The 25,710-nt window shown below is 61.6% G+C and carries 20 protein-coding genes; 11 read left to right on the top strand and 9 right to left on the bottom strand.

All coding sequences use genetic code 11. The features are described 5' to 3' along the window. Nucleotides 1–10: 10 nt before the first annotated feature. From EE36_RS10165 to EE36_RS10140, 6 genes are all read right to left on the bottom strand, one after another. On the bottom strand, nucleotides 11–2,107 hold the full coding sequence (locus EE36_RS10165; protein ID WP_005851932.1) for an FAD-dependent oxidoreductase: 2,097 nt from the start codon (nucleotides 2,105–2,107) through the stop codon (nucleotides 11–13). Nucleotides 2,108–2,135: 28 nt separating this feature from the next. Continuing rightward, on the bottom strand, nucleotides 2,136–2,912 hold the full coding sequence (locus tag EE36_RS10160; protein WP_009826240.1) for an IclR family transcriptional regulator: 777 nt from the start codon (nucleotides 2,910–2,912) through the stop codon (nucleotides 2,136–2,138). Next, nucleotides 2,909–4,249 (bottom strand): TRAP transporter large permease, encoded by a 1,341-nt coding sequence (locus EE36_RS10155; protein ID WP_005851928.1) that lies wholly within the window; start codon nucleotides 4,247–4,249, stop codon nucleotides 2,909–2,911. Before EE36_RS10155 ends, EE36_RS10160 begins: the two co-directional genes overlap by 4 nt. After that, nucleotides 4,249–4,782: a TRAP transporter small permease gene (locus EE36_RS10150; RefSeq protein WP_005851926.1), complete on the bottom strand. Its 534-nt coding sequence runs from the start codon at nucleotides 4,780–4,782 to the stop codon at nucleotides 4,249–4,251. Before EE36_RS10150 ends, EE36_RS10155 begins: the two co-directional genes overlap by 1 nt. A gap of 27 nt (nucleotides 4,783–4,809) precedes the next feature. Continuing rightward, entirely contained in the window at nucleotides 4,810–5,865 is a 1,056-nt protein-coding gene (locus EE36_RS10145) for a C4-dicarboxylate TRAP transporter substrate-binding protein (protein ID WP_037943567.1), read from the bottom strand. 165 nt (nucleotides 5,866–6,030) lie between these two features. Continuing rightward, a complete protein-coding gene (locus tag EE36_RS10140) occupies nucleotides 6,031–6,525 on the bottom strand; it encodes a class I SAM-dependent methyltransferase (RefSeq protein ID WP_005851924.1) in 495 nt (164 codons plus the stop codon). 160 nt (nucleotides 6,526–6,685) lie between these two features. On the opposite strand from EE36_RS10140, the gene EE36_RS10135 reads away from it, so the two are divergent. Genes EE36_RS10135 through EE36_RS10120 form a run of 4 tightly spaced genes read left to right on the top strand, consistent with a single transcriptional unit; the run spans nucleotide 6,686 to nucleotide 12,555 of the window. Beyond that, nucleotides 6,686–8,461, top strand: a complete 1,776-nt coding sequence (locus EE36_RS10135; protein ID WP_005851923.1) for an ABC transporter ATP-binding protein — start codon at nucleotides 6,686–6,688, stop codon at nucleotides 8,459–8,461. Continuing rightward, a complete protein-coding gene (locus tag EE36_RS10130) occupies nucleotides 8,454–10,379 on the top strand; it encodes an ABC transporter substrate-binding protein (protein WP_005851922.1) in 1,926 nt (641 codons plus the stop codon). The genes EE36_RS10135 and EE36_RS10130 overlap by 8 nt, the downstream gene beginning before the upstream one ends. Then, complete coding sequence (locus EE36_RS10125; protein ID WP_005851921.1) at nucleotides 10,376–11,404, top strand: ABC transporter permease; 1,029 nt, start codon at nucleotides 10,376–10,378, stop codon at nucleotides 11,402–11,404. Before EE36_RS10130 ends, EE36_RS10125 begins: the two co-directional genes overlap by 4 nt. Further along, nucleotides 11,401–12,555: an ABC transporter permease gene (locus tag EE36_RS10120; protein WP_005851920.1), complete on the top strand. Its 1,155-nt coding sequence runs from the start codon at nucleotides 11,401–11,403 to the stop codon at nucleotides 12,553–12,555. Before EE36_RS10125 ends, EE36_RS10120 begins: the two co-directional genes overlap by 4 nt. A 72-nt stretch (nucleotides 12,556–12,627) precedes the next feature. Here EE36_RS10120 and EE36_RS10115 read toward each other — a convergent pair whose 3' ends face one another. Both EE36_RS10115 and EE36_RS10110 read right to left on the bottom strand, forming a co-directional pair. Next, entirely contained in the window at nucleotides 12,628–13,398 is a 771-nt protein-coding gene (locus EE36_RS10115) for an MBL fold metallo-hydrolase (RefSeq protein WP_005851918.1), read from the bottom strand. Between the two features lie 79 nt (nucleotides 13,399–13,477). Further along, nucleotides 13,478–15,910 (bottom strand): mechanosensitive ion channel family protein, encoded by a 2,433-nt coding sequence (locus EE36_RS10110; RefSeq protein WP_005851917.1) that lies wholly within the window; start codon nucleotides 15,908–15,910, stop codon nucleotides 13,478–13,480. 411 nt (nucleotides 15,911–16,321) lie between these two features. On the opposite strand from EE36_RS10110, the gene EE36_RS10105 reads away from it, so the two are divergent. The 6 genes from EE36_RS10105 to EE36_RS10080 are packed head-to-tail and all read left to right on the top strand — an operon-like array spanning nucleotide 16,322 to nucleotide 22,307. After that, nucleotides 16,322–17,527 carry a glycosyltransferase family protein gene (locus tag EE36_RS10105; protein ID WP_005851915.1) on the top strand — a complete coding sequence of 402 codons (1,206 nt, stop codon included), beginning with the start codon at nucleotides 16,322–16,324 and terminating at the stop codon, nucleotides 17,525–17,527. Further along, a complete protein-coding gene (locus EE36_RS10100; protein WP_005851913.1) occupies nucleotides 17,524–18,771 on the top strand; it encodes a glycosyltransferase family 4 protein in 1,248 nt (415 codons plus the stop codon). Before EE36_RS10105 ends, EE36_RS10100 begins: the two co-directional genes overlap by 4 nt. Further along, nucleotides 18,771–19,847 carry a glycosyltransferase family 4 protein gene (locus tag EE36_RS10095; protein ID WP_338460485.1) on the top strand — a complete coding sequence of 359 codons (1,077 nt, stop codon included), beginning with the start codon at nucleotides 18,771–18,773 and terminating at the stop codon, nucleotides 19,845–19,847. Before EE36_RS10100 ends, EE36_RS10095 begins: the two co-directional genes overlap by 1 nt. Further along, on the top strand, nucleotides 19,844–20,425 hold the full coding sequence (locus EE36_RS10090; protein ID WP_005851909.1) for a histidine phosphatase family protein: 582 nt from the start codon (nucleotides 19,844–19,846) through the stop codon (nucleotides 20,423–20,425). The genes EE36_RS10095 and EE36_RS10090 overlap by 4 nt, the downstream gene beginning before the upstream one ends. Next, nucleotides 20,422–21,561 (top strand): glycosyltransferase family protein, encoded by a 1,140-nt coding sequence (locus EE36_RS10085; RefSeq protein WP_005851907.1) that lies wholly within the window; start codon nucleotides 20,422–20,424, stop codon nucleotides 21,559–21,561. The genes EE36_RS10090 and EE36_RS10085 overlap by 4 nt, the downstream gene beginning before the upstream one ends. Then, nucleotides 21,558–22,307: a polysaccharide deacetylase family protein gene (locus EE36_RS10080; protein ID WP_005851905.1), complete on the top strand. Its 750-nt coding sequence runs from the start codon at nucleotides 21,558–21,560 to the stop codon at nucleotides 22,305–22,307. The genes EE36_RS10085 and EE36_RS10080 overlap by 4 nt, the downstream gene beginning before the upstream one ends. Nucleotides 22,308–22,365: 58 nt before the next feature. Here the strand turns inward: EE36_RS10080 and lepA are convergent, their stop codons facing one another. Next, complete coding sequence (gene lepA, locus EE36_RS10075; protein ID WP_005851903.1) at nucleotides 22,366–24,165, bottom strand: translation elongation factor 4; 1,800 nt, start codon at nucleotides 24,163–24,165, stop codon at nucleotides 22,366–22,368. A gap of 355 nt (nucleotides 24,166–24,520) precedes the next feature. Between lepA and EE36_RS10070 the strand changes: the two genes are divergently transcribed. Next, the gene (locus EE36_RS10070) at nucleotides 24,521–25,615 is read left to right on the top strand and encodes a porin (RefSeq protein ID WP_005851901.1); all 1,095 of its coding nucleotides are present in this window, start codon (nucleotides 24,521–24,523) and stop codon (nucleotides 25,613–25,615) included. The last annotated feature ends 95 nt before the right edge of the window (nucleotides 25,616–25,710 follow it).

The raw sequence follows: 25,710 nt of genomic DNA, 5'->3' as shown, positions 1-25,710 counted from the left end.
CCTTGTTCATTTACTTAGCGGCTTGTTTGTTCAGGTCGTCAAAGCTGCGCCCTTCGGCCACCAGCTGTTTCAGCAGCGGCGCGGGTTCCCAGAACCAGGCGTCTTCCTTGGCGTAGCTTTCGATGTCGGCCAGCAGTGCAGGCAGCCCTTGCAGGTCGGCCCATTTCATCGGGCCACCCCAGTAGCGCGGGAAGCCGTAGCCAAAGAGCAGGACCATATCCACGTCCAAGGGCCGCTTCGCGATACCCTCGCCCACGACCTTTGCCGCCTCGTTGACCATCGCGGCCATATAGCGGCGGACGATCTCTGCGTCGGTAAAGTCACGCGGGGTGATGCCACGCTCCGCGCGTTCGGCGGCGATCAGCTCGGACACTTCGGGGTTCGGCACGCCGCCGCGCGATCCGGCCTCATAGATGTAGTAGCCTTTGCCGGTCTTCTGGCCGAAGTTGCCCGCTTCGCATATCTTGTCGGGGTATGTCGGCACGCGTTCGGCAGGGTGGCGCGTCGCCGCCTTGCGCTTGCGTGTGGCCCAGCCGATATCGAGTCCGGCCAGATCGCCCACGGCAAAGGGGCCCATGGCAAAGCCGAAATCCACCAGCGCCTTATCGATCTGGAACGGCGATGCACCATCAAGCACCATGTGATCGGCAGCGGTGCGGTAGGTTGCCAGAATACGGTTGCCGATAAACCCGTCGCAGACACCGGCGCGCACGGAAATCTTGTTCAGCGCCTTGCCAAGGGCAAAGCCCGTGGCGACCACATCGGGGGCGGTCTTTTCGGCAACGACCACTTCGAGCAGCTTCATGATATGCGCAGGCGAGAAGAAGTGCAGCCCGATCACATCGGCAGGGCGCGAGGTGCTGGCCGCGATCTCGTCCACATCCAGATAGGATGTGTTGGACGCCAGAATAGCACCGGGTTTGCACACGGCATCAAGCTTGCCGAACACCTCTTTCTTGACACCCATGTCCTCGAACACGGCTTCGATCACCAGATCGACCGAGGCGAGGCTGTCATAGTTGATCGACACCTCAAGTGCTGTGTTGGTCATCGCGTCATATTTCATCTGCGTGATCTTGCCACGCTTAAGCGCGCCGGAAAGATTGCCCGCGATGCGACCGCGTGCGGCCTCTGCGGCGTCTTCCTTCATCTCGATCAGCACGACGTTGAAGCCTGCCAACAGCGCCGCCGTGGCGATGCCTGCGCCCATAGTGCCGCCGCCGATGATGCCGATGGATTGCAGCGCGCGGGGTTCGACGCCTTTCAGTTCTGGCAGGTTGCCTACCGCACGCTCAGAGAAGAACGCGTGGATCATGCCCTGACGTTGGTCTGTCTCCATCAACTCCATGAAAATCTTGCGCTCGGCCAGCATGCCTTCGTCAAAGGGCAGCTCTGCCGCGGCCTGAACCGCGCGGACCGCCTGCGCCGGAGAGATTTGCCCCCGCCCCTTTTTCAGCGTCCCGTCATAGGCCGCATCCCAGTCGATCGGCGCGGGTGCGGCCATCTCGCTGACGGGGCGGCGCGGTGCGTTGGTGGCGATCAGGTTCTCGGCATAGGCGACGCCCACATCCTCGGGGTCGCCCTCGGTGACCTGATCGACGATGCCAAGGCTTTCCGCTTCGGCCGCTTTGACCTGACGGCCAGAGGTAATCAGATCAAGCGAGGGGTCCACGCCGATCAGACGCGGCAAACGCTGGGTCGCACCGGCACCGGGGATCAGGCCCAGATGCACTTCGGGCAGGCCCACTTTGGCCGACGGCTGTGCCACGCGGTAATGCGCCGACAGCGCGATCTCGAGCCCACCGCCCAAGGACACACCATGCATGGAGGCGACAACGATCAGCGGGGAATCCTCGATCCGTTTGCACACATCCGGCAGGAAAGGTTCCAGCGGCGTTTTTCCGAATTCGGTGATATCCGCACCGGCGATAAAGGCGCGGCCCTCGCCGACGATAACCACGGCTTTGACGCCGTCATCGGCCTCGGCCTGCGCCATACCGGCCACCAGACCTTCACGAACAGCATGGGACAACGCATTGACCGGGGGGTTCTTGATCCGCAGCACGGCCACGTCGCCTTTGCGGGTATATCCAATCTTGTCAGTCATTTAGCATATTCCTTGGTCTAGTCTTGTTTCAGTCCCGGCGGCTGAGCGCGGGGGTGCGCCCGGTGCGCTGCTCAAGCGCGCGCACCAGTTCACGCAACGCGGGGCCGACCTCTTGCACGATACGGGAATCGGGCAAATCATGTGGCATGGCCCCGGCGGTGAACGATACCGGTTCGCCGAACTCTTCGGCAAAATAGGGGACACTTACGGCGTTGATCGTACTGGCATATCGTGTGCCCTCCGACGCGTAGGCGAACCCTTGTTCTATCAATTGCGAATATCCCTCCGCCCGGAACCTTCGCATATCCGCTTCGGGCGTCAACTGCTCAAAGCGCTCTTCGCCAAGTGACGCCACGACGGCCATGCCCGACGACGATCCGAACACGGGAATCCGGTGCCCCGGCTCCAGCCAGATGGTCGAAGCGTTCTGTGGCCGCCATGTGCGCACCAACATCATTTTCTCGTCGTCGCGCACGGCGACCAGCAATAGCGTGCCCGTTTTATCGGCCAGCTCTTGCATGGCGTCGGACACCAAATCCAGAAAGTTCACCGCTACCGATGCGACCGAGCCAAGCGCGATAGCCGACGGCCCCAGCCGAAAGCGGTCATTGCGCCCGCCGTGGCTGAGGTAGCCCAGTTCGCACAGCGTATAGGTCAGCCGCGACACCGTAGGCTTGGGCAGCCCCGTCCGGTCCGCAATCTGCGCGTGGGTCAGCCCGCTGTCACTGGCGCGAAAGGCCCGCAATACAGCAAGCCCCCGCGCCAGAGTGTTGGCAAACTTCCTGTCTGTGGTGTCCCCACTCATCGCGCCGCCATAGGAATAAGCAGCGAGATCATCGGGAAGGACATGATCAGCACCAGCACGATCACGTCAACGCTCAGGAAGCGCGTGATACCGGCAAAGATCTTGTCGATCGGAGCCTCTTTGCCCACCACATTGGCGATGACAAAGACGTTCAACCCGACAGGCGGCGTGATCAGCCCGATTTCCAGCAGTTTAATCACCACAACACCGAACCAGATCAGGTTCATGTCATAGCTTTCCACCAGCGGGATCATCAGCGGCAGGGTCAGAACCATGATGCCGATGGGATCAAGGAACATGCCAAGCAGCAGATAGATCGCGGCAATCGCCAGCAGCAGGACCACGACGGACAGCTCTGCCTCGGCCACGACGTTCACAATCATCGGGGCAACGTTGGTCAGGGCGATAAAGGCCACAAAGATCTTGGCCCCTGCCGCGATAAAGAAGATCGCTGCGGTCTGGATGCACGTCTCTTTCACCGCGTCCCACAGGCCCTGCAAGGTCAGCTTGCGCTGCGCAAAACCGATCAGCGTCGCCGCGACCACGCAGACAGCCGCCGCTTCGGTCGCCGTAAAGATACCGCCGTAGATACCGCCGATGATCAACACGAACAGCATGACCGCAGGCCAGCTTTCAGCCGCCGCCGCAAAGCGTTCCTTGGCGGAGTAGCGTGTCGCTGTCGAAGGGGCGATTTCGGGCGAACGCCAGACCCAGACGGCAATCACGAGGATAAAGCCCGCCAGCGTCAGCAGCCCCGGCAAAACACCCGCGAGGAACAGCGACGAAATCGAGGTCTCGGTGAAGATACCGTAGATGATGAACAGAACCGACGGCGGGATCAGCGACCCCAGCGTGCCCCCTGCCGCGACCGACGCTGTTGCCAGACGCGGGTCATAGCCCATGCGCAGCATCTCGGGCGTGCAGATTTTCCCCATGGTCGAGGCACAGGCGATAGAGCTGCCGGTAATGGCCGAAAATCCGCCACAGCCCATGACACTTGCCATGGCAACACCGCCGGGCAGACGCGTCAGCCAGACCTTGGCCGCGTGATAGATCTTGGTCGTGATATCCGCGCGATAGGCAATATGCCCAAGGGCGACAAACAGCGGTATCATCGATAGATCGTAGGAGTGTATCAAGTCAAAGGAGTTCGAGAACACCATCGACGTTGTCGCACGGATGGCACGTTCGGGCATGAAAGTGCCAGTGCGGAAGGCAAAGATAAAGAAGGTCGCAATCGTCGCGACACTGGCCAGCGCAAAGGCAATCGGCACACGCAGCGCCAACAGGATCAGAACGGCAGCAAAGGCAATCAGCCCGATGGTCGACGCATCCATTACAGCACCTCTTTTTCGGCAACGAGCTCGATTGTGTGGTTTTCTTCGTCCGAAACGATGCCCCCGGACAGGATGGTCCGCACATCGCGGATCGCCAGTTCCGCCAGACGCAGCCAGCAGGCGGCGATACCGACCACAAACAACAGACGTCCGGGCCATTTGGGCAGGTTCAGGTCACCGTAGAAAAAGCTGCCCTTTTCCCAAACGCTCAGGAATTCGCGGCCGCCGGAATAGATCAGACCGCCCAAGGCGATCATCCCCATGACCGACCCCAGCACAATAAGCCAGGACCGGAGTTTGGGCCCGAACCGGTCGGACACAAAAGCCACACTAACGTGAGCGCGGTTTGCGGTCGCTGCCGCAAGAGGCAGGAGGATGGCCGCAACCATCAGCTCCCGCACCAAAGTGACGCTATCGGGTACGCTAGATGCGAAGACGGCGCGTGCGACCACGTTGGACGTGATCAAGATCCCCAAAAGGATGACCGCAGCCGCGCCCAACCCCAACAGGATTTTCTCAAGTGGTACCAACATGGTCCCTGCTCCTCCCAAAGCTTGTGTTTAGTTGTTGTCAGCTGCCCAAGGGTAACCGTTCTCGTCGCGCTCTTGCGTGTATTTGGCGATCAGCGCCTTGTAGTCTTCCAGCAGTTGCTCGCCCGGCAGACCGGTGCGGTTGGCTGTCTCGACCCACTCGGCCAGATACTTCTCGCCGCCTTCGACCAGCTTGGCGCGCTCTTCCGCGGGCAGTTCGAACACCTCGACGCCTTGCTCTTTCATCGCGGCAATGGCGTTGTCGTTCGCGGTGGTGATCATGCGGCCGAATTCATCGGATAGATCAGCACCGGTTTCCAACAGCACAGCTTGCTGATCTTCGGACAGCGCATCGAACATGTCTTTGTTCATGAAGATGCCGACGCCGCCAACCTGGCCCCAGTTCAACAGGGTGTAGTTGTCCATGACTTCGGCCTGCTTCAGCGCGGCAACAGCGTAGGAATACCCTTGGCTACAGTCGATCAGACCGGTGTCGAGCCCTTGGTACGCGTCATAGATCGACATGTTGACCATGTTCGCGCCTTCGTCGCCAAAGACCTTACCATAGGCCCCTGTGCCGCGTACTTTCTTGCCCGCGATATCGGCAACCGAACGGATCGCGTCACCCTTACAGCCGATGTTCACCTGGCTGGTGGTCCATGTCCCGATATACACGAGGTTCTTTTCAGCCAGATTTTCCGCAATCGCGGGGTTCGACCGCATCAGTTCGTCCGTGGCGCGCATACCGACCCAGGCGTCTGGGTTGTTTACGGGCAGGTCAGCGATGCCATAGGCGGCCATTTCCTGCGGGTAATACACCGCGATCACCGACCCCATATCCGCCACACCGTCACCGATGGACTGTACGGCCGCGTTCGCCTTGAACAGCGCGCCGCCCCACTGGATGTCGAGGCGCAGATCGTTTTCCGACCGCTCGGCAACCTGATCGGCGAACCACTGCAACGCGTCTGCACGGGCACCGCGATTCGGGCCTGCTTCGCCGTGGATCAGCACGGTTTCAGCACCGGCAACGGAAGCAGCCACAGTCATTGCAGCAGCGAAAGATAGGTTTTTCAAAAAGGACATGTAATTCCCTCCCAAGAATTGTTTTACCATGCGAAACATCGTTTCACTATGTCTCGGGCGCACACTAGGGAGGGGATTTGGAACGTGCAAGCGAAACTTAAAGCGGCGCCGGAATACCGACGCCGCTTACTATTTAACCATTACGTATCAAGTACTTAATTCAGATCACGACTTCTCGCGGCGGTACATGAAGCAGCGTCCCTCCACAGCTTCAGGTGGTAAGGGGATTTCGATCAAATTGTCGAAATACATCCGGTCACTGGACACCATGATGCCCCCGACGGCCAATAACGGCTCAATCAAAGGCGAGATTTCACGCGCGAAAGCATCGTTTTTTGCAAGGTTATGCCCGCCAAGATCCGCGTGAATCAGAGCCGCATTCGCGCCAAAGCGCGTCAGTGCCGCAGGCAGGGTTTCGTGCACATCGCCCAGGATCAGTTGATGGTCCTCGGGCGTGCTATCGGGATTCGATGCAACCGCGCGCTCAAACACAAAGATATCGCGGTCGGGCATCGTTTCACGGATGTGGTGAAAGGTACGGCCATTGCCCAATCCCAGCTCGAACACCGGCCCCGTCATTGTCTGCGTCAGGGCGGCGGCATGGTCGATACACGCACGCTGTGACACCATACGGTTGATAAAAATGTCCAGGCGGCTCATCGCGGTTCTCCTTCGGGTTGGGTCGTACTGATGCAACATGGGGACGCCGCCCCCCTTTGTGTACCGCTGACGCTTGGTTTTTGCGCTGCCCCCTAGACGCTTGGGTGTTTATCGGCTTCACTCGATAGGTAATGATCGCTCTGACCCGCTTGGGATGACAATGGCCCCCCTTCTTGAAGTAAATGATCTATCGATCGGTTTCGGCAACGGCCCGTCGGTCGTGGACGGCGTCAGCTTTGCGTTGAACGCGGGCGAGACCCTCGCGCTGGTGGGCGAAAGCGGGTCCGGCAAAACGCTGTCCTGCCGGTCGGTTTTGCGCCTGCTGCCCGATGCGGCACAGATGCGCGGCGGGTCGATCCGGTTCAACGGGGCCGAGGGTGCCGTCAACCTGCTGTCCCTCCCCGAAAAGAAGATGCGCGCCATTCGGGGGGATCGCATCTCGATGATCTTTCAAGAGCCCATGCGGTCGCTATCGCCGCTGCACCGGCTTGGGGATCAGGTCGCCGAAGTGCTGCGCTTGCACCGCAATATGGGACGAAGGGCAGCCAAGCGTGCCGTGCTCGAACAGTTTGAGAAGGTCGGCTTTGTCGATCCACTGCGCGCTTGGAAAAGCTATCCGTTCGAGATGTCCGGCGGGATGCGCCAGCGCGCGATGATCGCTATGGCCATGGTCGCCAAGCCCGAGCTGTTGATCGCGGACGAACCGACGACCGCCTTGGATGTGACGACCCAGGCGCAGGTGCTCGGGCTGATCCGGTCGCTTCAGGCAGAAACCGGTATGGGTGTGATCCTTGTGACCCATGATCTGGGCGTCGTGGCGAATATGGCGCAGCGGGTCGTGGTGATGAACAAGGGCCGCGTGATGGAACGGGGCGATGCGCAAGAGGTGTTGGGCAGCCCCGCCCACCCCTACACCGCCAAGCTTTTCGCTGCCGCCCCGATGATCCCCGCCGTGGCCGCCCCCGCCCCCGCATCCACGAAGCCCGCAGACGATGTGATCCTTGATCTGCGCGACGTGTCCAAGACCTACACCATGCGGGCGGGCGGCTGGCGCAAGCCGGTGTCTGTATCCGCCTGCCAGCACGTTGACCTGCACCTGCCCCGTGGCAAGACACTGGCGATTGTTGGCGAAAGCGGATCGGGCAAGACCACCTGCGCCCGTATCGCCATGGGGGCCGAACGTCCCGATGCCGGCGGCGAAGTGCTGTTTCGCCCCGACCCCGCCGCCGCACCGCTGGCCGTGCATGATCTGTCGCCCACTGAACGCACCGCATTTCAACGGCAAGCGCAGATGGTGTTTCAAGACCCGTATTCCTCGCTCAGCCCGCGGATGCGCGTGCAGCAAGCCCTGACCGAACCGATGGAGGTGCACAACATTGGCACCGCCCGCGACCGCCGCGAAAAGGCGGCCGAAATGCTGCGGTGGGTCGGATTGAACCCTGATATGCTTGGCCGTTTCCCGCATGCGTTTTCAGGCGGCCAGCGCCAACGGCTGTCCATTGCCCGCGCGCTGACGCTCGATCCGAAACTGCTGATCTGCGACGAACCCACCTCCGCGCTGGATGTCTCGGTCCAAGAGCAAATTCTGACCCTGCTCGAAGACATCCGCGACCGCGCCAACCTGAGCTACCTGTTCATCAGCCACGATCTGGCGGTCGTTGCCCGCATCGCGGACGAGGTCGCGGTTATGCGCGCTGGCGTGATCGTCGAACAGGCCCCGCCCGACACATTGTTCTACAATCCGCAACACCCCTACACCCGCGCCTTGATCGCGGCACAGCCCGAACCCGACATCAGCCGGCCCATCGATCTTGATCTGGTCGCCAAGGGCGCGGGTTCTCCCACGCTCTGGCCCGAACAGTTTCGCTTTGAAGGCCATCACGCCCCCGCCCTGCGCGAGCTTGAGCCCGGCCATAAGGTACGTTGTCATGCGTAAGTTCCTCCTTGCCCTCGCCGCGACCCTCAGCTTTGCGCCCCTTGCTGCGCATAGCGACGGCCCCGTGCTGCAAGAAAGCAGCTTTTGGGCGCAAGAGGTCAACGCCGGCAGCCTGCCCCACGTTCAGGACCGCATCCCGTCAGAGCCTCTGGTCGTCGACCTCGAAGCCAAGGGCCGCAGCTTTGGGCGTCAGGGCGGGACGCTACGCACGTTGATCTCGCGCACCAAGGACGTGCGGCAGATGGTCGTTTACGGCTACGCGCGGCTGGTGGGGTATCAGCCTGACTACACGCTTGCCCCCGATATCCTCGCCGCGGTGGACGTGGAAGAAGGGCGCAAATTTACGCTTCACCTGCGCCCCGGTCACCGCTGGTCGGACGGCATGCCCTTTACCTCGGATGATTTCCGCTATTGGTGGGAAAATGTTGCCAACGACCCGGACATCACCCCCAGCGGGCCGCCGGACTTCATGATCGTTGACAACCGCCTGGGAAAGGTCACCTTCCCCGATGAACATACGGTCGTCTTCGAATGGCAGATCCCCAATCCGAATTTCCTGCCGCTGCTGGCGCAAGCAAGCCCACCGTTCATCTATCGCCCCGCCCACTACCTGTCGCAGTTCCATAAGAAGTTCGCCGATCCCGATGCGCTGGTCGAAAAGGTCAAAGCCGCGCGGGTCAAAAGCTGGGCCGCGCTGCACAACAAGCGCGACGATATGTACAAGTTCGACAACCCCGCGCTGCCGACCCTGCAGCCGTGGATCAACACCTCGGACAAGGACAGTTCGCGCAAGCTCTTTGTGCGTAACCCCTATTTCCACCGTATCGACAGCCGGGGCGTGCAGCTGCCCTATATCGATGTGGTGCAGATGACCGTGGTCGGCGGTGGGCTGATCGCGGCCAAGGCCAACGCGGGCGAGGTCGACCTGCAGGCGCGCGGGCTTGATTTCCCCGATGTCGCGATCCTCAAGAAAGGCGAGGCGGACGGCGGCAAATACCGCACCCTGCTTTGGGCCAACGGCGCCGCCAGCCAGATCGCCATCTATCCCAACCTGAACTTCGCCGACCTCGTGTGGCGCGAGGTCATGCGCGACGTGCGGTTTCGTCGCGCCCTGAGCCTCGGCATCGATCGACGCATGATCAACCGCGCGCTCTATTTCGGCCTCGCCAGCGAAGGCGGCATGTCCGCCCTGTCGCAAAGCGCACTTTACAACGACGACAACACACATGCGTGGTCCATGATGAACCTCGCCCACGCCAACGCGTTGCTGGATGATATGGGTCTGACCGACCGCACCCCCGCAGGGCTCCGCAAGCTTCCCGATGGCCGCCCGATGGAATTCGTGATCGAAACCGCCGGCGAACGCAGCGAGGAAGAAAACGCGCTGGCGATCATCGCGGACACATGGCGTGATCTGGGCATCCGCCTGATCATGCGCCCGCTGGACCGCGATATCCTGCGCAACCGGATCTATGCGGGGCGGACCATGGCCTCGGTCTGGTTCGGCTGGGACAACGGGCTTCCGGGGCCGTCGACCTCTCCGTCCTATCTGGCACCCACCAATCAGGAATTCTTTGCCTGGCCGATGTGGGGACAATACTACCAAACAGTCGGACAGGCCGGGTCGCCCCCCGATATGCAGCCCGCGAAACGGCTGATGCTGCTGGCGAATGACTGGAACCACACCGACGACCCACAGGTGCGCGAAGACATCTGGAAGCGGATGCTCGCGATCCACGCCGAACAGCAATTCGCCATCGGCGTGCTGGCCGAGGCCCCGCAACCCGTCGTCGTCTCAAACGATCTGATGAATGTACCGGAGCATGGAATCTGGGCCTTTGATCCCGGCGCGCATTTCGGCATTCACCGCATCGACGAATTCTACTTCCAAGACCCCCATGTGCAGGTAAGCCGATGATCTTCCTCCGATACGCCGTGTGGCGTTTCATCACCATGCTACTGACCCTCTGGGTGGTCTCGCTTCTGGTCTTCGTCATCATCAACCTGCCCCCCGGCGACTACCTGTCGAACCAGATCGCCGAGTTGCGCGCGACGGGTCAGGCCGAAGGCGTCGCCAAGGCCGAGTTTCTGCGCCACGAATACGCGCTGGATGAACCGATCTGGAAGCAGTACCTGATCTGGGTCGGCATGGTGCCGGGGCCGCAGGGGTTTGCCGGCTTGATCCAAGGCAATTTCGGCTGGTCGTTCGAATTTGACCGCCCCGTGGGCGAAATCGTCGGCGATGCGCTTTGGATGACGGTGCTGGTCAATCTCGCCGCCGTATTATTCGTTTATCTTATTGCCTTGCCGCTTGGGGTACTCGCCGCAGCCAAATCCGAGACTTGGGTCGATTATACCGCTGGCTTTCTGGGCTACCTCGGGCTCGCGACACCGAACTTCCTGCTGGCCCTGATCCTGTTTTACTATGGGCATAAATACTTTGACCTGCCGATTGGCGGGCTTATGGCCCCCGAGCTTGAGGGCCAGCCCATGTCATGGGAAAAAGTACGCTCCGTCCTGCTGCACCTGATCGTCCCGACCTTCGTGATCGGCACCGCCGGAGCCGCCGCGATGATGCAGAGGTTGCGGGCGAATATGCTCGACGAGCTTGATAAACCCTATGTGGAGACCGCCAAGGCCAAGGGTATGGGCCCCGCGCGTCTGCTGTCGAAATACCCGTTGCGCGTGGCCTTCAACCCCTTTGTCGCGGATATCGGGAACCTGTTGCCTGCGATGGTCTCGGGCTCTGTGCTGGTATCGGTGGTGCTGGGCCTGCAAACCATCGGGCCCTATCTGCTGGTGGCACTGAAGTCCCAAGACCAGTTCCTCGCGGCGTTCATCCTGATGTTCGTGGCTCTGCTGACACTGATCGGCACGATGATCTCTGACATGCTGCTGGTCCTGCTTGATCCGCGCATCCGTTACGGGGCACGCAGCTCATGAGCATCCAGCCGGACAACCGCTTTGTCGACACCGCCCCCTGGACCGACGACGCCGATCTTTCCGCGCTTGAGCGGGCCGAGATGGACGCCTCTGTCGCGCGGCTCATGTGGCGCAAGTTCCGGCGGCACAAGCTGGCGCTGGTATCCGGGCTGTTTCTGGCCTTCTGCTATCTGATCTTGCCAGTGGCGGGGTTCATCGCGCCCTACACACCAAACGAGCGCAATGCCGAACACATCTACGCGCCACCCCAAAGCATCAACCTTTGGCACGAGGGCAGTTTCATCGGCCCCTTTGTCTACGAGACGACGGGCACTGCGGATCTGGTGAATTTCCGCTGGGAATACGACACCGATACCAGCAACCCGCGCAAGATTGAGTATTTTTGTAAGGGTGAAACCTACCACCTCTTCGCTGTCATCCCCAGCGACACCCATCTGTTCTGCGCGCCTGACGGGGCGACGGTGTTTCTCTGGGGATCTGATCGGTTGGGGCGCGATGTATTCAGCCGCATCCTCTATGGCGCGCAGCTGTCCTTGACGGTGGGGTTGATCGGCATCACGGTCAGCTTTGTGCTGGGGATCTTCTTTGGATCGCTGGCCGGCTACTTCGGCGGCAAGACCGACTGGCTGGTCAACCGCGCGATCGAGATTTTGCGGTCCTTGCCAGAGCTCCCGCTCTGGCTCGCGCTTTCGGCGGCGGTGCCGTCGAACTGGGGGCCGGTGTCGGTGTTCTTTATCATCTCGATCATCCTCGGCATTCTGGACTGGCCCGGGCTGGCGCGGGCGGTGCGGTCAAAATTCCTGAGCCTGCGTGAAGAGGAATACGTCAAAGCGGCCGAGATGATGGGCGCGTCGCCCGCACGGGTGATCCGCAAACACCTGTTGCCAAATTTCATGTCGCATCTGATCGCCAGCGCGACCCTATCGATCCCGGCGATGATCCTTGGGGAAACCGCGCTTAGTTTCCTCGGGTTGGGCCTACGCGCGCCCGCCGTCAGCTGGGGCGTCATGCTGAATGACGCGCAAAATCTGGCGAGCATCGAAATCTACTGGTGGACCGCCATTCCCATGCTGCCGATCATCGTCGTGGTGCTGGCGTTCAACTTCCTGGGAAATGGTCTGCGCGCAAGTCTTGATCCGTATAAATCCTGACCCGCTGGGGCCTTCAGTTCCAAATGGTCTAAATCCCGGGGGATGCGGGGGGCTGAACCCCGCTGCGCCGGATCAGTACCAGTCGCCCATTTTGACTTCGATCCCCTCGCCGACCATGGCGGCAAAGGCGGCGGGGTCCTGCGTGCCGTCGTCGCGCCCACGGTAATGGTAGGGGTAGACAAAGGAGGGTTTGAACGTCGACACCGCAGCCGCGGCCGAGGTCGCGTCCATGGTAAACGGCAGGTTCATACAGACAAACGCCAGATCGATATTCTCTAGCGCCAGCATCTCCGGCGTCGCTTCGGTATCGCCAGAGATATACACGCGGAAATCGCTGAGGTTCACGATATAGCCGTTGTCACGCCCCTGCGGGTGGAACTGCTTGCGTTCTTCGGTGGTGTTATAGGCGGGGATCGCCTCGATCGAGACCTCGTTGAACATCGCCTGCTCGCCATTGGCCAGCGCATTCGCTTTTGCCTTCAGTGCCTCGGGCAGCATGTCGTAGACCGCAGGATTGGTAAGGATCTGCGTGTTTTCGCCCACCACTCCGGCCAGTGTTTCGGCGTTATAGTGATCGCCGTGCTCGTGGGTGATCAGGATCAGATCGGGGGTGGCAAAATCGCTGTAATTGGCGACGTCGCCCACGGGATCGCAGTAGATCACGCCGGCTGGCGTCTCCATCACAAAGGACGCGTGGTCGATGGGGTGCACTTTGACCTCGCCGCCGGTCATGGGGAACATATTACCACCGTGCGCCGCGGCTTGCGCGGCATAAGGCAGTAGCGTCACAACCCCGGCAGTGGCGGCGGTGGTCGTCAGGAATTGGCGTCTGGACTGTTTCATGGGAATTCTCCTGTTGCAGGTGAAGATGATGCTAGCGCCCGCCGCCGCCGTTTCAATGTCACAACTGCGCGAGACGTGGCTATCGGTCGTCCCCGCCCGGTTCCGGGCCGGTTTGTGCCTCTTCTTCCAGCGATGCCTGCGCCGCTGCGGTCACCGCGTCGCGTTCCTCGTCGCTCAGGTCTTTGACCTTACCGTCGGCCAGACGCACAGTGACCTCCCGATGGGCAAAACGGATTCCTTCGCGCTCGAACAAGGCTCGGATTTCTTCATAGACCTTCTTGCGCACCAGCCATTGATCCCCGGGTTTGGTCATGAACTTGACCCGGATGATCATGGCGGAATCCTGCATTTCAATCACGCCCTGCGATTTCAGCGGCTGGATAAAGTTGTCGCCGATCACCGGATCATCCAGCAGCGCGATGCCGAGCTTTTTGATCAGCTTGCGAACGCGTTCGACATCGGTGTCATAGGTCACCCGCAACGGCAGCTTCATGATCACCCAGTCGCGGCTGTAGTTGGTCATCACCTGCAGCTCGCCAAAGGGAATGGTGTGCAGCGCGCCCAGATGGTGGCGCAGCTGGAACGACCGGACCGAGATTTTCTCGACCGTGCCCTTCACGCCGCCCACATCAAGGTATTCCCCCTTGCGGAAGGCATCGTCGAACAGAAAGAACGCGCCGGCAAAGATATCGCGCACCAGCGCCTGACTGCCAAAGCCGACGGCAACACCGACGATCCCTGCACCGGCGAACAGCGGGCCGACATTGATCCCGAATTCCATCAACACGATGAGGGCGATGGTCACGATCAGAACGATCAGGACAAAGTTGCGAAACAACGGCAGCAGCGTTGCCAATCGGCTGGCAGAGGACGCGCCGCTGCCTTCGTCGCCCAGTTCCGCCTCGGGCTGGTCGGCGGTTTCGGCCTCGATCTTGCTGTCGATCCAGATGCGGAAGGCGTGATAGACGACGTAGCCGATAAACAGGATCACCATCACGTCCAGCAGCTTGTCCGCGTGGCTTTCGACCATCAACGTTGCTTCTGTGTCCCAGATATAGAAGAACGCATAGGCCCCCGTAACAAAGGCGAGGATACCGGCCACGCGCCGCGCCAGACCTTCAAAGCTGGTGAGACTTTGGCGTGGCACCATTGCCGCCTGTCTGTCAGCCTCGTCCAGCGACATGGTATCATCCGCTTGCGCTGTGCCGGCGGCCTCGTGCGCATCCTCGTCCAGGGCGGCATCAGCGCGCTTTTCGCGGCGCAGCTCGTTCAGGCGGCGCATCATGCGCGCGCGGGCAAAGCCGCGTTCAATAGCATAGTTGATCACACCGTAGACCACGATGATCGACACCAGAATACCATAGGCCCCCGCGATCAGAGGCACGGAGCTCGGGTTCTCGAGCACCAGATCATAGGTCAGTTCGAACCAGGCAAAAATCGCGTAGGCCACCACCAGCGGTGCCCAGGCCCGCGACATAAAACGCCCCACGGCGCTGCATTCCGACGCGGGCTTGCCCTGCCGCAGCGCGTTTGAAATGGGGCGGCGGTTGACCCAGATCATCAGAATATTCGCCACGACGATCGCCGCCGACATCAGGGAGGCGATGAAAGCATAGACATCATAGTTCAGCCCCAGTTCAGCGATCCAGATGCCGAACAGGATCGCGACGGTATCAAGGCTTGCCATCATCCACAGCCAGCGGTGCAGACGTTTGGCGTCGCGGTCGCTGAACACAGGGATGCGGTATTGCGACAGGAAGGGTGACAGGATCATCCGCCACAGGCCCGCGGCCACGCGACAGACGAAATAGCCGATGTTGATCAGCGTGACAGTGAACTGGATCGCCGTGTCTTCAAGCGGTCCAAACAACAGCGCGCCCAGAATATAGGCCACCACCATCGACACCAGAACGCCGATGATCCCCATGAAGAACCGAAACACCAGAAACGGCATCTTTTCGGTATAGCCAACGGGGTTCGCCTGCACTTTGGCGGTGACGAAGCCGCGTGCCATTCGCTTGCCGAACAGCTCTACCTCGACCACGGCCCCGACGGCAAACAGCGCGAGCGCCACCAGCAGCGTCTCACCAAAGGCCCAAAGCGTGCCGTCCGGGCTGGCGGCCCGCAGGATATAGATCACCTCGTTGATCGCGTCGGGCAACTGCACGATGCGTTCGATCAGGGCAGTGCGGAACTGGTTGCCCCGTTCTTGCAGGTGCATCAACGCAGAGGTTTCCTTGGCCAGCGCCGCCTCTTGCCGGTCGCCCTCGGTCGGTTGGGCAGATGCGGGCTGGTTCAACAACTGGCCCGCGCTATCGACCACCACCACGCTCACCCCGCTTTCAGCGGCTTGCCTGATGACCTCTTGCAGTCGCGCGGCGTCGCCTTCTGCATCGCTGACGGCAGTTTCCTGCGCTGTTGGCAAAAGGGACAGAACCCCTTGCGCCGTCGCGGCGTTGGCAAAGGGCAAGACCCACAGCGACAAAAGAAGGGTGAAGATGAAATGCCGCATGTGTCCTCGCTCATGGCCTTGGGGAGCAGTCTTGAGACGCTAAGGCGCCCCCCGTGCCATTGCAATCTTTACCCCCCGGCCCCACCTACTCCCCCTGACGATGAACCGCGAAGGACGCCGAATATGACACGCGCCGCATCTTCCCACGGGCTTGGCCCCCTCAAACGCCGGTTTTCGCAGCCCATTCAGGGGCGGCGACAGCGGAAGGTGCTGAAATGCATGACATGTTCACCATAGATGCCTAAGGTATTCTTATTGGGCTGTTCGACCGGCAGACCAAGGTGATGTGAGTGTATTCGGTTTCTGGGTGCATCGGGCGGGACGGGTTCACCTGCCTTCGACAATAAACGCTTTCTAGCCGCCGGACTGATAGCTGCGGCCAAGGATATTTGACTAAGTTAGGATCGGCCCATGCGCCAAACGGTCTCGAACAACGCCCGCAATGGCAAACCAGCGCGGCGGGTGCTTTTCTATAGCCACGACACCTTTGGATTGGGCCACTTAAGGCGGTCGCGCGCGCTGGCTGCCGCCTTGATGGACGGGGACGAAGATGCCTCGGCCATCATCCTGACCGGATCGCCCGTCGCGGGGCGTTTCACCTTTCCCAAAGGCGTCGACCACATCCGCCTTCCGGGCGTGACGAAGCTTGCCGACGGCAGCTATGTGGCGCAAACGCTTGGCCTTGATATTGACGAAGTCACCTCTCTGCGGGCCGGTCTGATCCGCACCGCGATCGAGGAATACACCCCCGATCTGCTGATCGTGGATAAAGAGCCGACGGGCTTTCGCGGGGAACTGCTGCCCAGCCTTGACTGGCTGCGCGAGAATGGCACCACCAAAGTCGTGCTGGGCCTGCGCGACGTGCTGGACGAACCCGAGGTGCTGGCCGCCGAATGGGAACGCAAGGGCGCGGTTGAAGCGACCGAGACATACTATGACGAGATTTGGGTCTACGGCATGCGCGATGTGTATGATCCGACCAAGGGGCTGCCCCTGTCGCAGGCGGCCCACGACCGGATGCATTGGACCGGCTACCTGCGCCGCGAGGCCCCGGACGAGACGCCCCCCGCCGAAGAGCCCTATGTGCTGATTACCCCCGGCGGCGGCGGGGACGGTGCCGCGATGGTGTCACTGGTGCTGGACGCCTACGAGCAAGACCCCGACCTGACGCCAAATGCCAAGCTGATCTACGGCCCCTTCCTGTCCGGCGACGTCCGCGACGCCTTTGACGCGCGGGTGGCCAAGCTGGGCGGGCGGGTGACCGCGCTTGGCTTTGATAGCCGGATCGAACAGCTTTATGTCGGGGCTGAAGGCGTGGTTTGCATGGGTGGTTACAACACCTTCTGCGAGGTGCTGTCTTTTGACAAACGCGCCGTCATCGTGCCGCGCACCGTGCCCCGGTTGGAACAATGGATCCGCGCCAGCCGCGCCGAAGAGCTCGGGCTCGTCCGCATGCTGGAAGAAACCCGTGATGGCATGACACCGCAGGCGATGATCGCCGCAATCCGCAACCTGCCGCATCAGAACAAACCCTCGCAAGCCGGTGCAGACGGGCTGCTGGACGGGCTTGACGTGGTGGTTGAACGGGGCCGCGCCCTGATGGGCGGTGGCGCATGACCGACACCCCTGCCCCTCTCGCCATTGTGGTCAAAGGCTGGCCGCGCCTGTCCGAGACCTTCATCGCACAAGAACTTGTCGCCCTTGAAGAAGCCGGCCTGCGGTTCGACATCTGGTCGCTGCGCCACCCGACCGATACGAAAACCCACCCGTTGCACGACCGGCTGCAAGCGCGCGTGCGTTATTTGCCGGAATACCTGCGCGACGATCCCGAACGTGTGACCGCAGCACAAGAGGCCGCGAAAGCCATGCCCGGTTACGACGCGGCATGGGAGGTTTTCCAACAAGACCTTGCCCGCGATGACACCCCTAACCGCCGTCGCCGCTTTGGGCAGGCCTGCGTCATGGCACATGAGCTCCCCGCCGAGACCCGCGGCATCTATGCGCATTTCCTGCACACCCCGTCCTCGGTCGCGCGCTATGCCGCGATCCTGCGCGGACTACCGTGGAGCTTTTCTGCCCACGCCAAGGACATCTGGACCTCGCCCGAATGGGAGTTGCGCGAAAAGCTGGACCCCGCCAGCCACGGTGCCGCCTTTGGCGCCACCTGCACGGACTTTAACGCGCAACATCTGCGTAAGCTAACCACCGCCCCGGGCCGGATTGATCTGGTCTACCACGGGCTGGATCTGGCGCGTTTCCCCGAACCGCCAACCCGGGTCCAACGGGCCAAAAGCGATCCGTTCCAGATGATGTCTGTCGGGCGCATGGTCGAGAAGAAGGGCTTTGACAACCTGATCGACGCGCTGGCGCTGCTGCCGAATGAGTTTGACTGGCACTGGACCCATATCGGCGGCGGGGACCTGTCGGAACCGATGAAAGCACGCGCTGAAACGCACGGGATCAACGACCGGATCACATGGCGCGGGGCCTGCGACCAGCCAGAGGTGATCGCCGCCATGCGCGCCGCCGATCTGTTCGTGCTGCCCTCGCGCATTGCCAAGGACGGTGACCGTGACGGGCTGCCCAATGTGCTGATGGAAGCGGCAAGCCAGAAGCTTCCGCTGCTCAGCACGCCCGTATCCGCCATCCCCGAGTTCATCACCAGCGGAACCACCGGCGTACTAAGCGACGATGCCCCCGCCGCCCTTGCCGAGGCGATGCAGCGCTTTGCGGAGGATCCATCGCTTGGCCCTCGGCTGGCCGAAGCCGCCCACGACCGGCTGCATGCAGAGTTCACCATGGCCCCCGGCATTCGTCAGCTACACAAACGGCTGACGGCGATGCTGGCACAGGGCGGCTGATGCGGCTTGCGTTCTACGCTCCGTTAAAGTCGCCTGATCATCCGGTACCCTCGGGGGATCGGGCGATGGCGCGTGGGTTGATGACTGCCATGCAACGGGGGGGCGCGACGGTTACAGTCGCCAGCACCCTGCGCAGCCGCGACGGGGCGGGCGACAGCGCGGCGCAGGCCATGCTGTTAAATGCTGCCAAGACCGAAGTGACCCAAGCCATCGCCCGCGGTCGCACCGAAGGCTGGCAGGCGTGGATCACCTATCACAACTATTACAAGGCCCCCGACCTGATCGGCCCCGCCGTTGCCCGCGCCCTTGGGATCCCCTATCTGCTGGTCGAATCCAGCCGTGCGCGCAAACGGCTGACAGGCCCGTGGGCCGGTTTCGCCCTAGCCGCCGAGGCCGCAAGCGACGCGGCGGATGTAATCTTTTACCTCACGCACCGCGATGCCGAAACGCTGCGCCGCGATCAAACCGCGGGGCAGCGGCTGGTGCATCTGCCGCCGTTTCTCGCACAGGACGCTTTGCCTCTGCCGTCCGCGCTGGATGGCCCGATGCTGGCTGTCGGTATGCTGCGCGACGGGGATAAACGCGCCTCGTATCAGATCATCGCGGAGACGCTGGCGCTGCTGCCAACAGACAGCTGGCGGTTGGATATCGCGGGTAACGGCCCCGCCCGCACCGAGATAGAGACGATGATGGCCCCCTTTGGCGACGCGGTTCGGTTTCTTGGGGAACTTGATACGACCGCCATGGCCGCCGCCTATCGCCATGCATCGCTGCTGTTCTGGCCCGGGGTGAACGAAGCCTTTGGCCTCGCCTATCTGGAGGCGCAGGCCGCGGGCCTGCCCGTCGTGGCCCAAGACCGCCCCGGCGTGCGCGATGTGCTGGCCCCCGGCCCCTATCCCGCGCCGGAAAGCGGCACCGCCCCGCTTGCCGCACAGATCACAGCGCTGCTGGCGGATACCACCCTACGCCACACACGCGCCCATGACGCCCGCGACTTTGTTGCGCAACATCATCTGCTTCCCACTGCCACCGCGACCTTGCTGGCGGGGTTGGAAAGCTGCGGGGTGCGCCCGTGATCCGGCTTGCCCTGCTCCGCCACGGGCATACAGGCTGGAACCGTGCGGGCCGCATTCAAGGGCGCACGGATATCCCGCTGGATGATGACGCCCGCGCCGGTCTGGCGGCGCTGGCATTGCCCGCGCCTTGGGACCGTGCCGATCTTGTATCAAGCCCCCTGTCTCGCGCCGCTGAAACCGCCCGACTGGTCGCAGACCGCGCGCCGAAAACCGCGCCCGCGCTGATGGAGATGGACTGGGGCAAGTGGGAAGGGCTGCACGGCGTGGATCTTAAGGCAGACCCCGCCAGCGGGTTCCGCGATATCGAGGATTGGGGCTGGGGCTACACCCCACCCGGCGGCGAAAGCCCCGACAGCCTGCGCGAACGGCTGATCCCTTGGGCCAACAGCTTGACGCGCGATACTGTCGCCGTCTGCCATATCGGCGTGATGCGTGTTTTGCTGGCCCATGCGACCGGCTGGGGTTTCGCTGGCCCCGCCCCCTTTCAGATCAAGCGCAACCGCTTATATCTACTGGATATTTCACCCAAGGGTTGGACCGCCCACCCTGATCCCATCCGACTGGAACCGCGCTTATGAAGGTCAGCATCGTCGTCACACATCTGCTGGGCACCGGCCATCTGGCCCGCGCCTTGACCCTTGGCCGCGCCTATGGGGCGGCGGGGCATGATGTGCAGGTCGTCTCGGGCGGGATGCCCGCACCGCAGTTGAACAGCGACGGCGTTGACATGGTGCAACTGCCGCCGCTGCGCTCTGACGGTGTGGATTTCGCACGGCTGCTGGATGAACATGGTGCGGTCGCGTCTGAAGCGTTGAAGGCCGCGCGGCGCGAGATGCTGATCGCCCACATCCAGACCCGCGCGCCCGATCTGCTGATCACCGAACTGTTCCCCTTTGGGCGCCGCACCCTCAAGGCAGAGTTCCTGGCCCTGCTTGACGCCGCAGATGCCCTGCCCACGCGCCCACTGATCTGCGCATCGGTACGCGATATCCTCGCGCCGCCATCCAAACCCGCCAAGGCGCAGCTGGCCGATGATCTGGTTGCGCAGTATTACGATGCGGTGCTGGTCCATGCGGACGAGGCCGTGACGCCGCTCTCGCTCAGCTGGCCGGTGTCCGGCGCGATGCAGGGCAAGCTGCGCTATACCGGTTTCGTTGCACCGCCCCCCGCCAGCCCCCATCCCGACCGGCTTGGCGCGGGCGAGATTATCGTCAGCGCAGGGGGCGGCGATGTGGGCGCGCATGTGTTCGACACCTGCCGCGCCGCGGCCGCGCGTGATGCGGGACAGGTCTGGCGCTTGCTGCTAGGGGGGCAGGATGCGGCCGCACGTAGTGCCGCGCTGATGCAGGATGCTCCCGCGAATGTGGTGATCGAACCGGCGCGCCCCGAATTCCGCCAGATGCTGTATCACGCCGCCGCCTCTGTCTCTTTGTGCGGCTACAATACCGCGCTGGATGTGCTGCAAAGCGGGGTGCGCGCGCTGTTTGTCCCCTTTGACGCCGGCAACGAGGTGGAACAAGGGCTGCGCGCCGATGCGCTGTCCGCGCTACCGGGGATCGAGGTGCTGCGCAGCGCCGATCTGACACCAGACAGGTTGCTATCCGCCTTGGCAACCCTGCACGCCGCCCCGACCCGACCTGCACAGACAGACGGGTTTGACGGGGCCGCGAGGACGGTCACCCTGACCGAGGCGATGCGAAAGGGCACGCGATGACCGTGGATTGGACCGCTCTTGACGCCGAGCTTGCAATATGGCGCGCAGAAGGATTGCATCTGCCGATCTGGTGGCGCGATGATGATGCCATCGCCCCAACCCCCGCGCTGGATCGCCTTGCCGCACTGGCGGAGGATCTGTCCCTGCCCGTGCATATCGCCGTGATCCCTAAACATGCAGACCCCGCGCTTGCCGCCTATAGCAAGGACCGTCCGCTGATCCGTCCGCTGGTGCATGGCTGGCAGCATATCAGCCACGCGCCCGACGGGGCCAAAAAGGCAGAGTTCGGACACCCGCGCCCCGATGCGGCCCACGAGCTCGCCCAAGCGCTGAACCGGATGCGACGGCTTTTCGGCGACGACCTGCTGCCGATCTTTGTGCCGCCGTGGAACCGGTTGGACGATGGGTTGCTGCCGGTGCTGGCAGACGCAGGCTATGTCGGGGTGTCGACCTATCTGCCGCGGGATAACCGGATTGCCGCCCCCGGGTTGGTGCAGATCAACACCCATATCGACCCGATTTTCTGGCGCGGCACCCGCAGCCTTGTCCCACCGGACACGCTGATTGCGGATATCACCAAACTGCTGCAGGACCGCCGCAAGGGGCTGACTGACCCGCAGGAACCCTTGGGGTTTTTGACCCACCACCTGGTACATGACGAAGATATCTGGGGGTTCACCCACGCTTGTCTTGCGCGGCTGCTGGACGGTGGGGCGGTGCCTGCACAGATGACAAGGCTGCCCTGACCTTTGGTGTCGTTCCAACGAAAAAGGGGCGCATGAAGCGCCCCTTTCAACAATCGTCTTAGCTGTCCATCTTCAAGGCAGAGATAAATGCCTCTTGCGGGATGTCGACCTTGCCGAACTGGCGCATTTTCTTCTTACCCGCCTTCTGTTTATCCAACAGCTTGCGTTTCCGCGAGGCGTCGCCGCCGTAGCATTTCGCGGTCACATCCTTGCGCATCGCCGATAGGGTTTCGCGCGCGATCACCTTGCCGCCGATGGCCGCCTGAATCGGGATTTTGAACATGTGACGCGGGATCAGATCTTTAAGCTTTTCAACCATGGCACGGCCGCGCATTTCGGCGCGGTCGCGGTGCACCATAGTGCTGAGCGCATCGACAGGTTCGTCGTTAACCAGAATAGACATCTTGACCAGCGCATCCTGACGGTAGCCGATCATCTGATAGTCGAACGAGGCATAGCCCTTGGTCACCGACTTCAACCGGTCATAGAAGTCGAAAACGACTTCGTTCAACGGCAGATCATAGACAACCATCGCGCGGCTGCCCGCATAGGTCAGGTCCATCTGGATGCCGCGGCGGTCCTGGCACAGCTTGAGCACGTCACCAAGATATTCATCCGGCACAAGGATGGTCGCCTTGATGCGGGGTTCTTCGATGTGGTCCACGAAGGTCAGGTCGGGCATGTCGGCGGGGTTGTGCAGCTGCTCGACCGTGCCGTCTTTCATGTGGATGTCATAGATAACCGACGGCGCGGTGGTGATCAGGTCGATATCATACTCGCGCTCGATCCGGTCACGAATGACTTCAAGGTGCAGCAGGCCAAGGAAGCCGCAGCGGAAACCGAAACCCAGTGCGGCGGATGTTTCCATCTCGAAGCTGAAAGACGCATCGTTCAGCGCCAGCTTTTCAATACTGTCGCGCAGGTCTTCGAACTCGGCGGCGTCCACCGGGAACAGGCCACAGAAGACCACGGGCTGCGCTGGCTTAAAGCCCGGCAACGGGGTTTCGGTGCCCTTTTTCTCGTGCGTGATTGTATCCCCGACCCGTGTATCGCGGACCTGTTTGATCGATGCGGTGAGAAACCCGATCTCGCCGGGGTTGAGGCTGTCGATCTCGGTCATGGCGGGGCGGAAGACGCCGATACGGTCAACATGGTGCACCGACCCGTTCTGCATCATGCGGATACGGTCGCCTTTTTTCAGCTGACCATCCATGATCCGCACCAGAACGATGACGCCCAGATAGCTGTCGTACCATGAATCGACCAGCATCGCCTTCAACGGCGCGTCCTGCGTGCCCTTTGGCGCGGGCAGCTTATGCACGATGGCTTCAAGCGTTTCGACAATGCCCTGACCTGTCTTGGCCGAAACACGGATCGCTTCGGAAGCATCGATCCCGATCACATCCTCGATCTGTTCCGCCACGCGGTCGCAGTCGGACGCAGGCAGGTCGATCTTGTTGAGAACCGGCACGATCTCGTGATCCGCATCAATCGCGTGATACACGTTGGCGAGCGTCTGCGCCTCTACGCCTTGGGTGCTATCCACGACCAGCAGCGATCCTTCGACCGCGCGCATGGAGCGAGAAACCTCGTAGGCAAAGTCGACGTGACCGGGGGTGTCGATCAGATTGAGGATATATTCCTCGCCGTTCTGGGCGGTGTAGTTGATCCGCACCGTCTGGGCCTTGATCGTGATCCCGCGCTCGCGCTCGATATCCATCGAGTCGAGCATCTGCGCTTTCATATCGCGCAGGGAAACGGTGTTCGTCTCTTGGATCAGGCGATCGGCGAGCGTGGATTTACCATGATCGATGTGCGCGACGATGGAGAAATTGCGGATATGTGAAAGTGGTGTCATGAGGCAAGGATATGGTGCGGATTCAAGCGCTGGTCAATGGGCTGGATCGCCTGTTCCCCTTGATCCTTAGGGCATTTGACGCGCGTCGGCGGATTTACCTGCATTCTGATCGCAAACGTCAAAGGGGGGATGTGATTTTTTCGCGGTCACCTGCCATGCAGAAACCGCATACCGCCGCCAACGCCAATGTATCAAGGCGCTTGGCAGTACTGTGCGGTACCGACCTCTTTAGCAATGTTGCAACACCGACATTTCGTATGGCTGCCTTATGGTTTTATCCCGCGGGCGGCGGCGTTAGATCGGCCTTCTCAAATGGTCTGCACCCTTGCAGATCGGGCGAATAAGGAATTTTGAGATGAAGATGAAACACTCGCTTGGCACAGTGACCGTTGCAGCCCTTGGTCTGGCGTCGCTTCCCGCGCTGGCACAGGCCCAAGAAGGCCCCGTCTGGGACGTTTACGGCCAACTGAACTTTGGCGTTCTGAGCGTTGACGATGGTGAAGACACAAACACCACGTTTATCGACAACGACAACTCCAACAGCCGCGTTGGTCTGACCATGACCCAAGCGCTGCAAAACGGGTCCGAACTGCGTCTGACCTTCGAAGCAGGCCTTGGCCTGACCGGGTCCTCCGCCATCAATGGCGACGACGACAGCCTGGATTTCGACTACCACCGCACCGAACTGCGCAAACTGGACCTGACATACCGCACGCCAAACGCGGGTATCTTCTCGTTTGGTCAAGGCAGCACGTCGACAGATGGCTCGGCCGAAGCTGACTTCTCGGGCACCGGTGTTGCCGCCTATGTGGGCATCAGCGACATCGCGGGCAGCCAGCAACTGCGTTTCGCGGATGGCACCCTGTCCACCGTCACAATCGGGAACACCAACGGCTCTTTCGACGGCAGCCGCCGTTTCCGCGTGCGCTATGACACACCTGTGTTCAACGGCTTCTCCGCATCGGTTTCCTACGGTCAGGAAGTCCTGAGCTCGGGCGATGACAACGACTACACCGATGTCGGCACACGCTACGTTCAAGACTACGGCGACTATTCGGTCGACGCGCGCTTGGGCTATTCGTTCCGCGACACCAGCAACGATCTCGTCATGGGCTCCGCCGCTGTTCTGCACCAACCAACCGGTCTGAACCTCGCGGTTTCCGCAGGTCGCCGCGTTGCGGGTGACGCAGACTACGCCTACATCAAAGCGGGCATCACCCGTGATTACATCGCGGCGGGTTCGACATCCTTCTCCGTTGATTACTACGACGGGAACGACTTTGTTGTTGCAGGATCCAGCACCTCTTCCGTAGGTGTCGCCGTTGTTCAGCGCCTCGACGCATACAACACCGAGCTTTACGCAACACACCGGACCTATGACTTCGACGATCCGTCGGCATCCTATCAGGATCTGGACGTGACCTTCGTTGGTGCGCGCTGGAAGTTCTAAGCAACACACGCCTTTGCCCGACCTGTTCGGGCAAAGGCATTTCCGTTTTGCCCCCTCAATCGTGAATTGCTCAATCTGCAGTTTTCCGGCATAAA

This window comes from Sulfitobacter sp. EE-36 (assembly GCF_000152605.1).
GTDB classification, from domain to species: Bacteria; Pseudomonadota; Alphaproteobacteria; order Rhodobacterales; family Rhodobacteraceae; genus Sulfitobacter; species Sulfitobacter pontiacus.
Note: the sequence above shows the minus strand (reverse complement) of the source record. Positions and strands in the feature narration are given on the sequence as shown.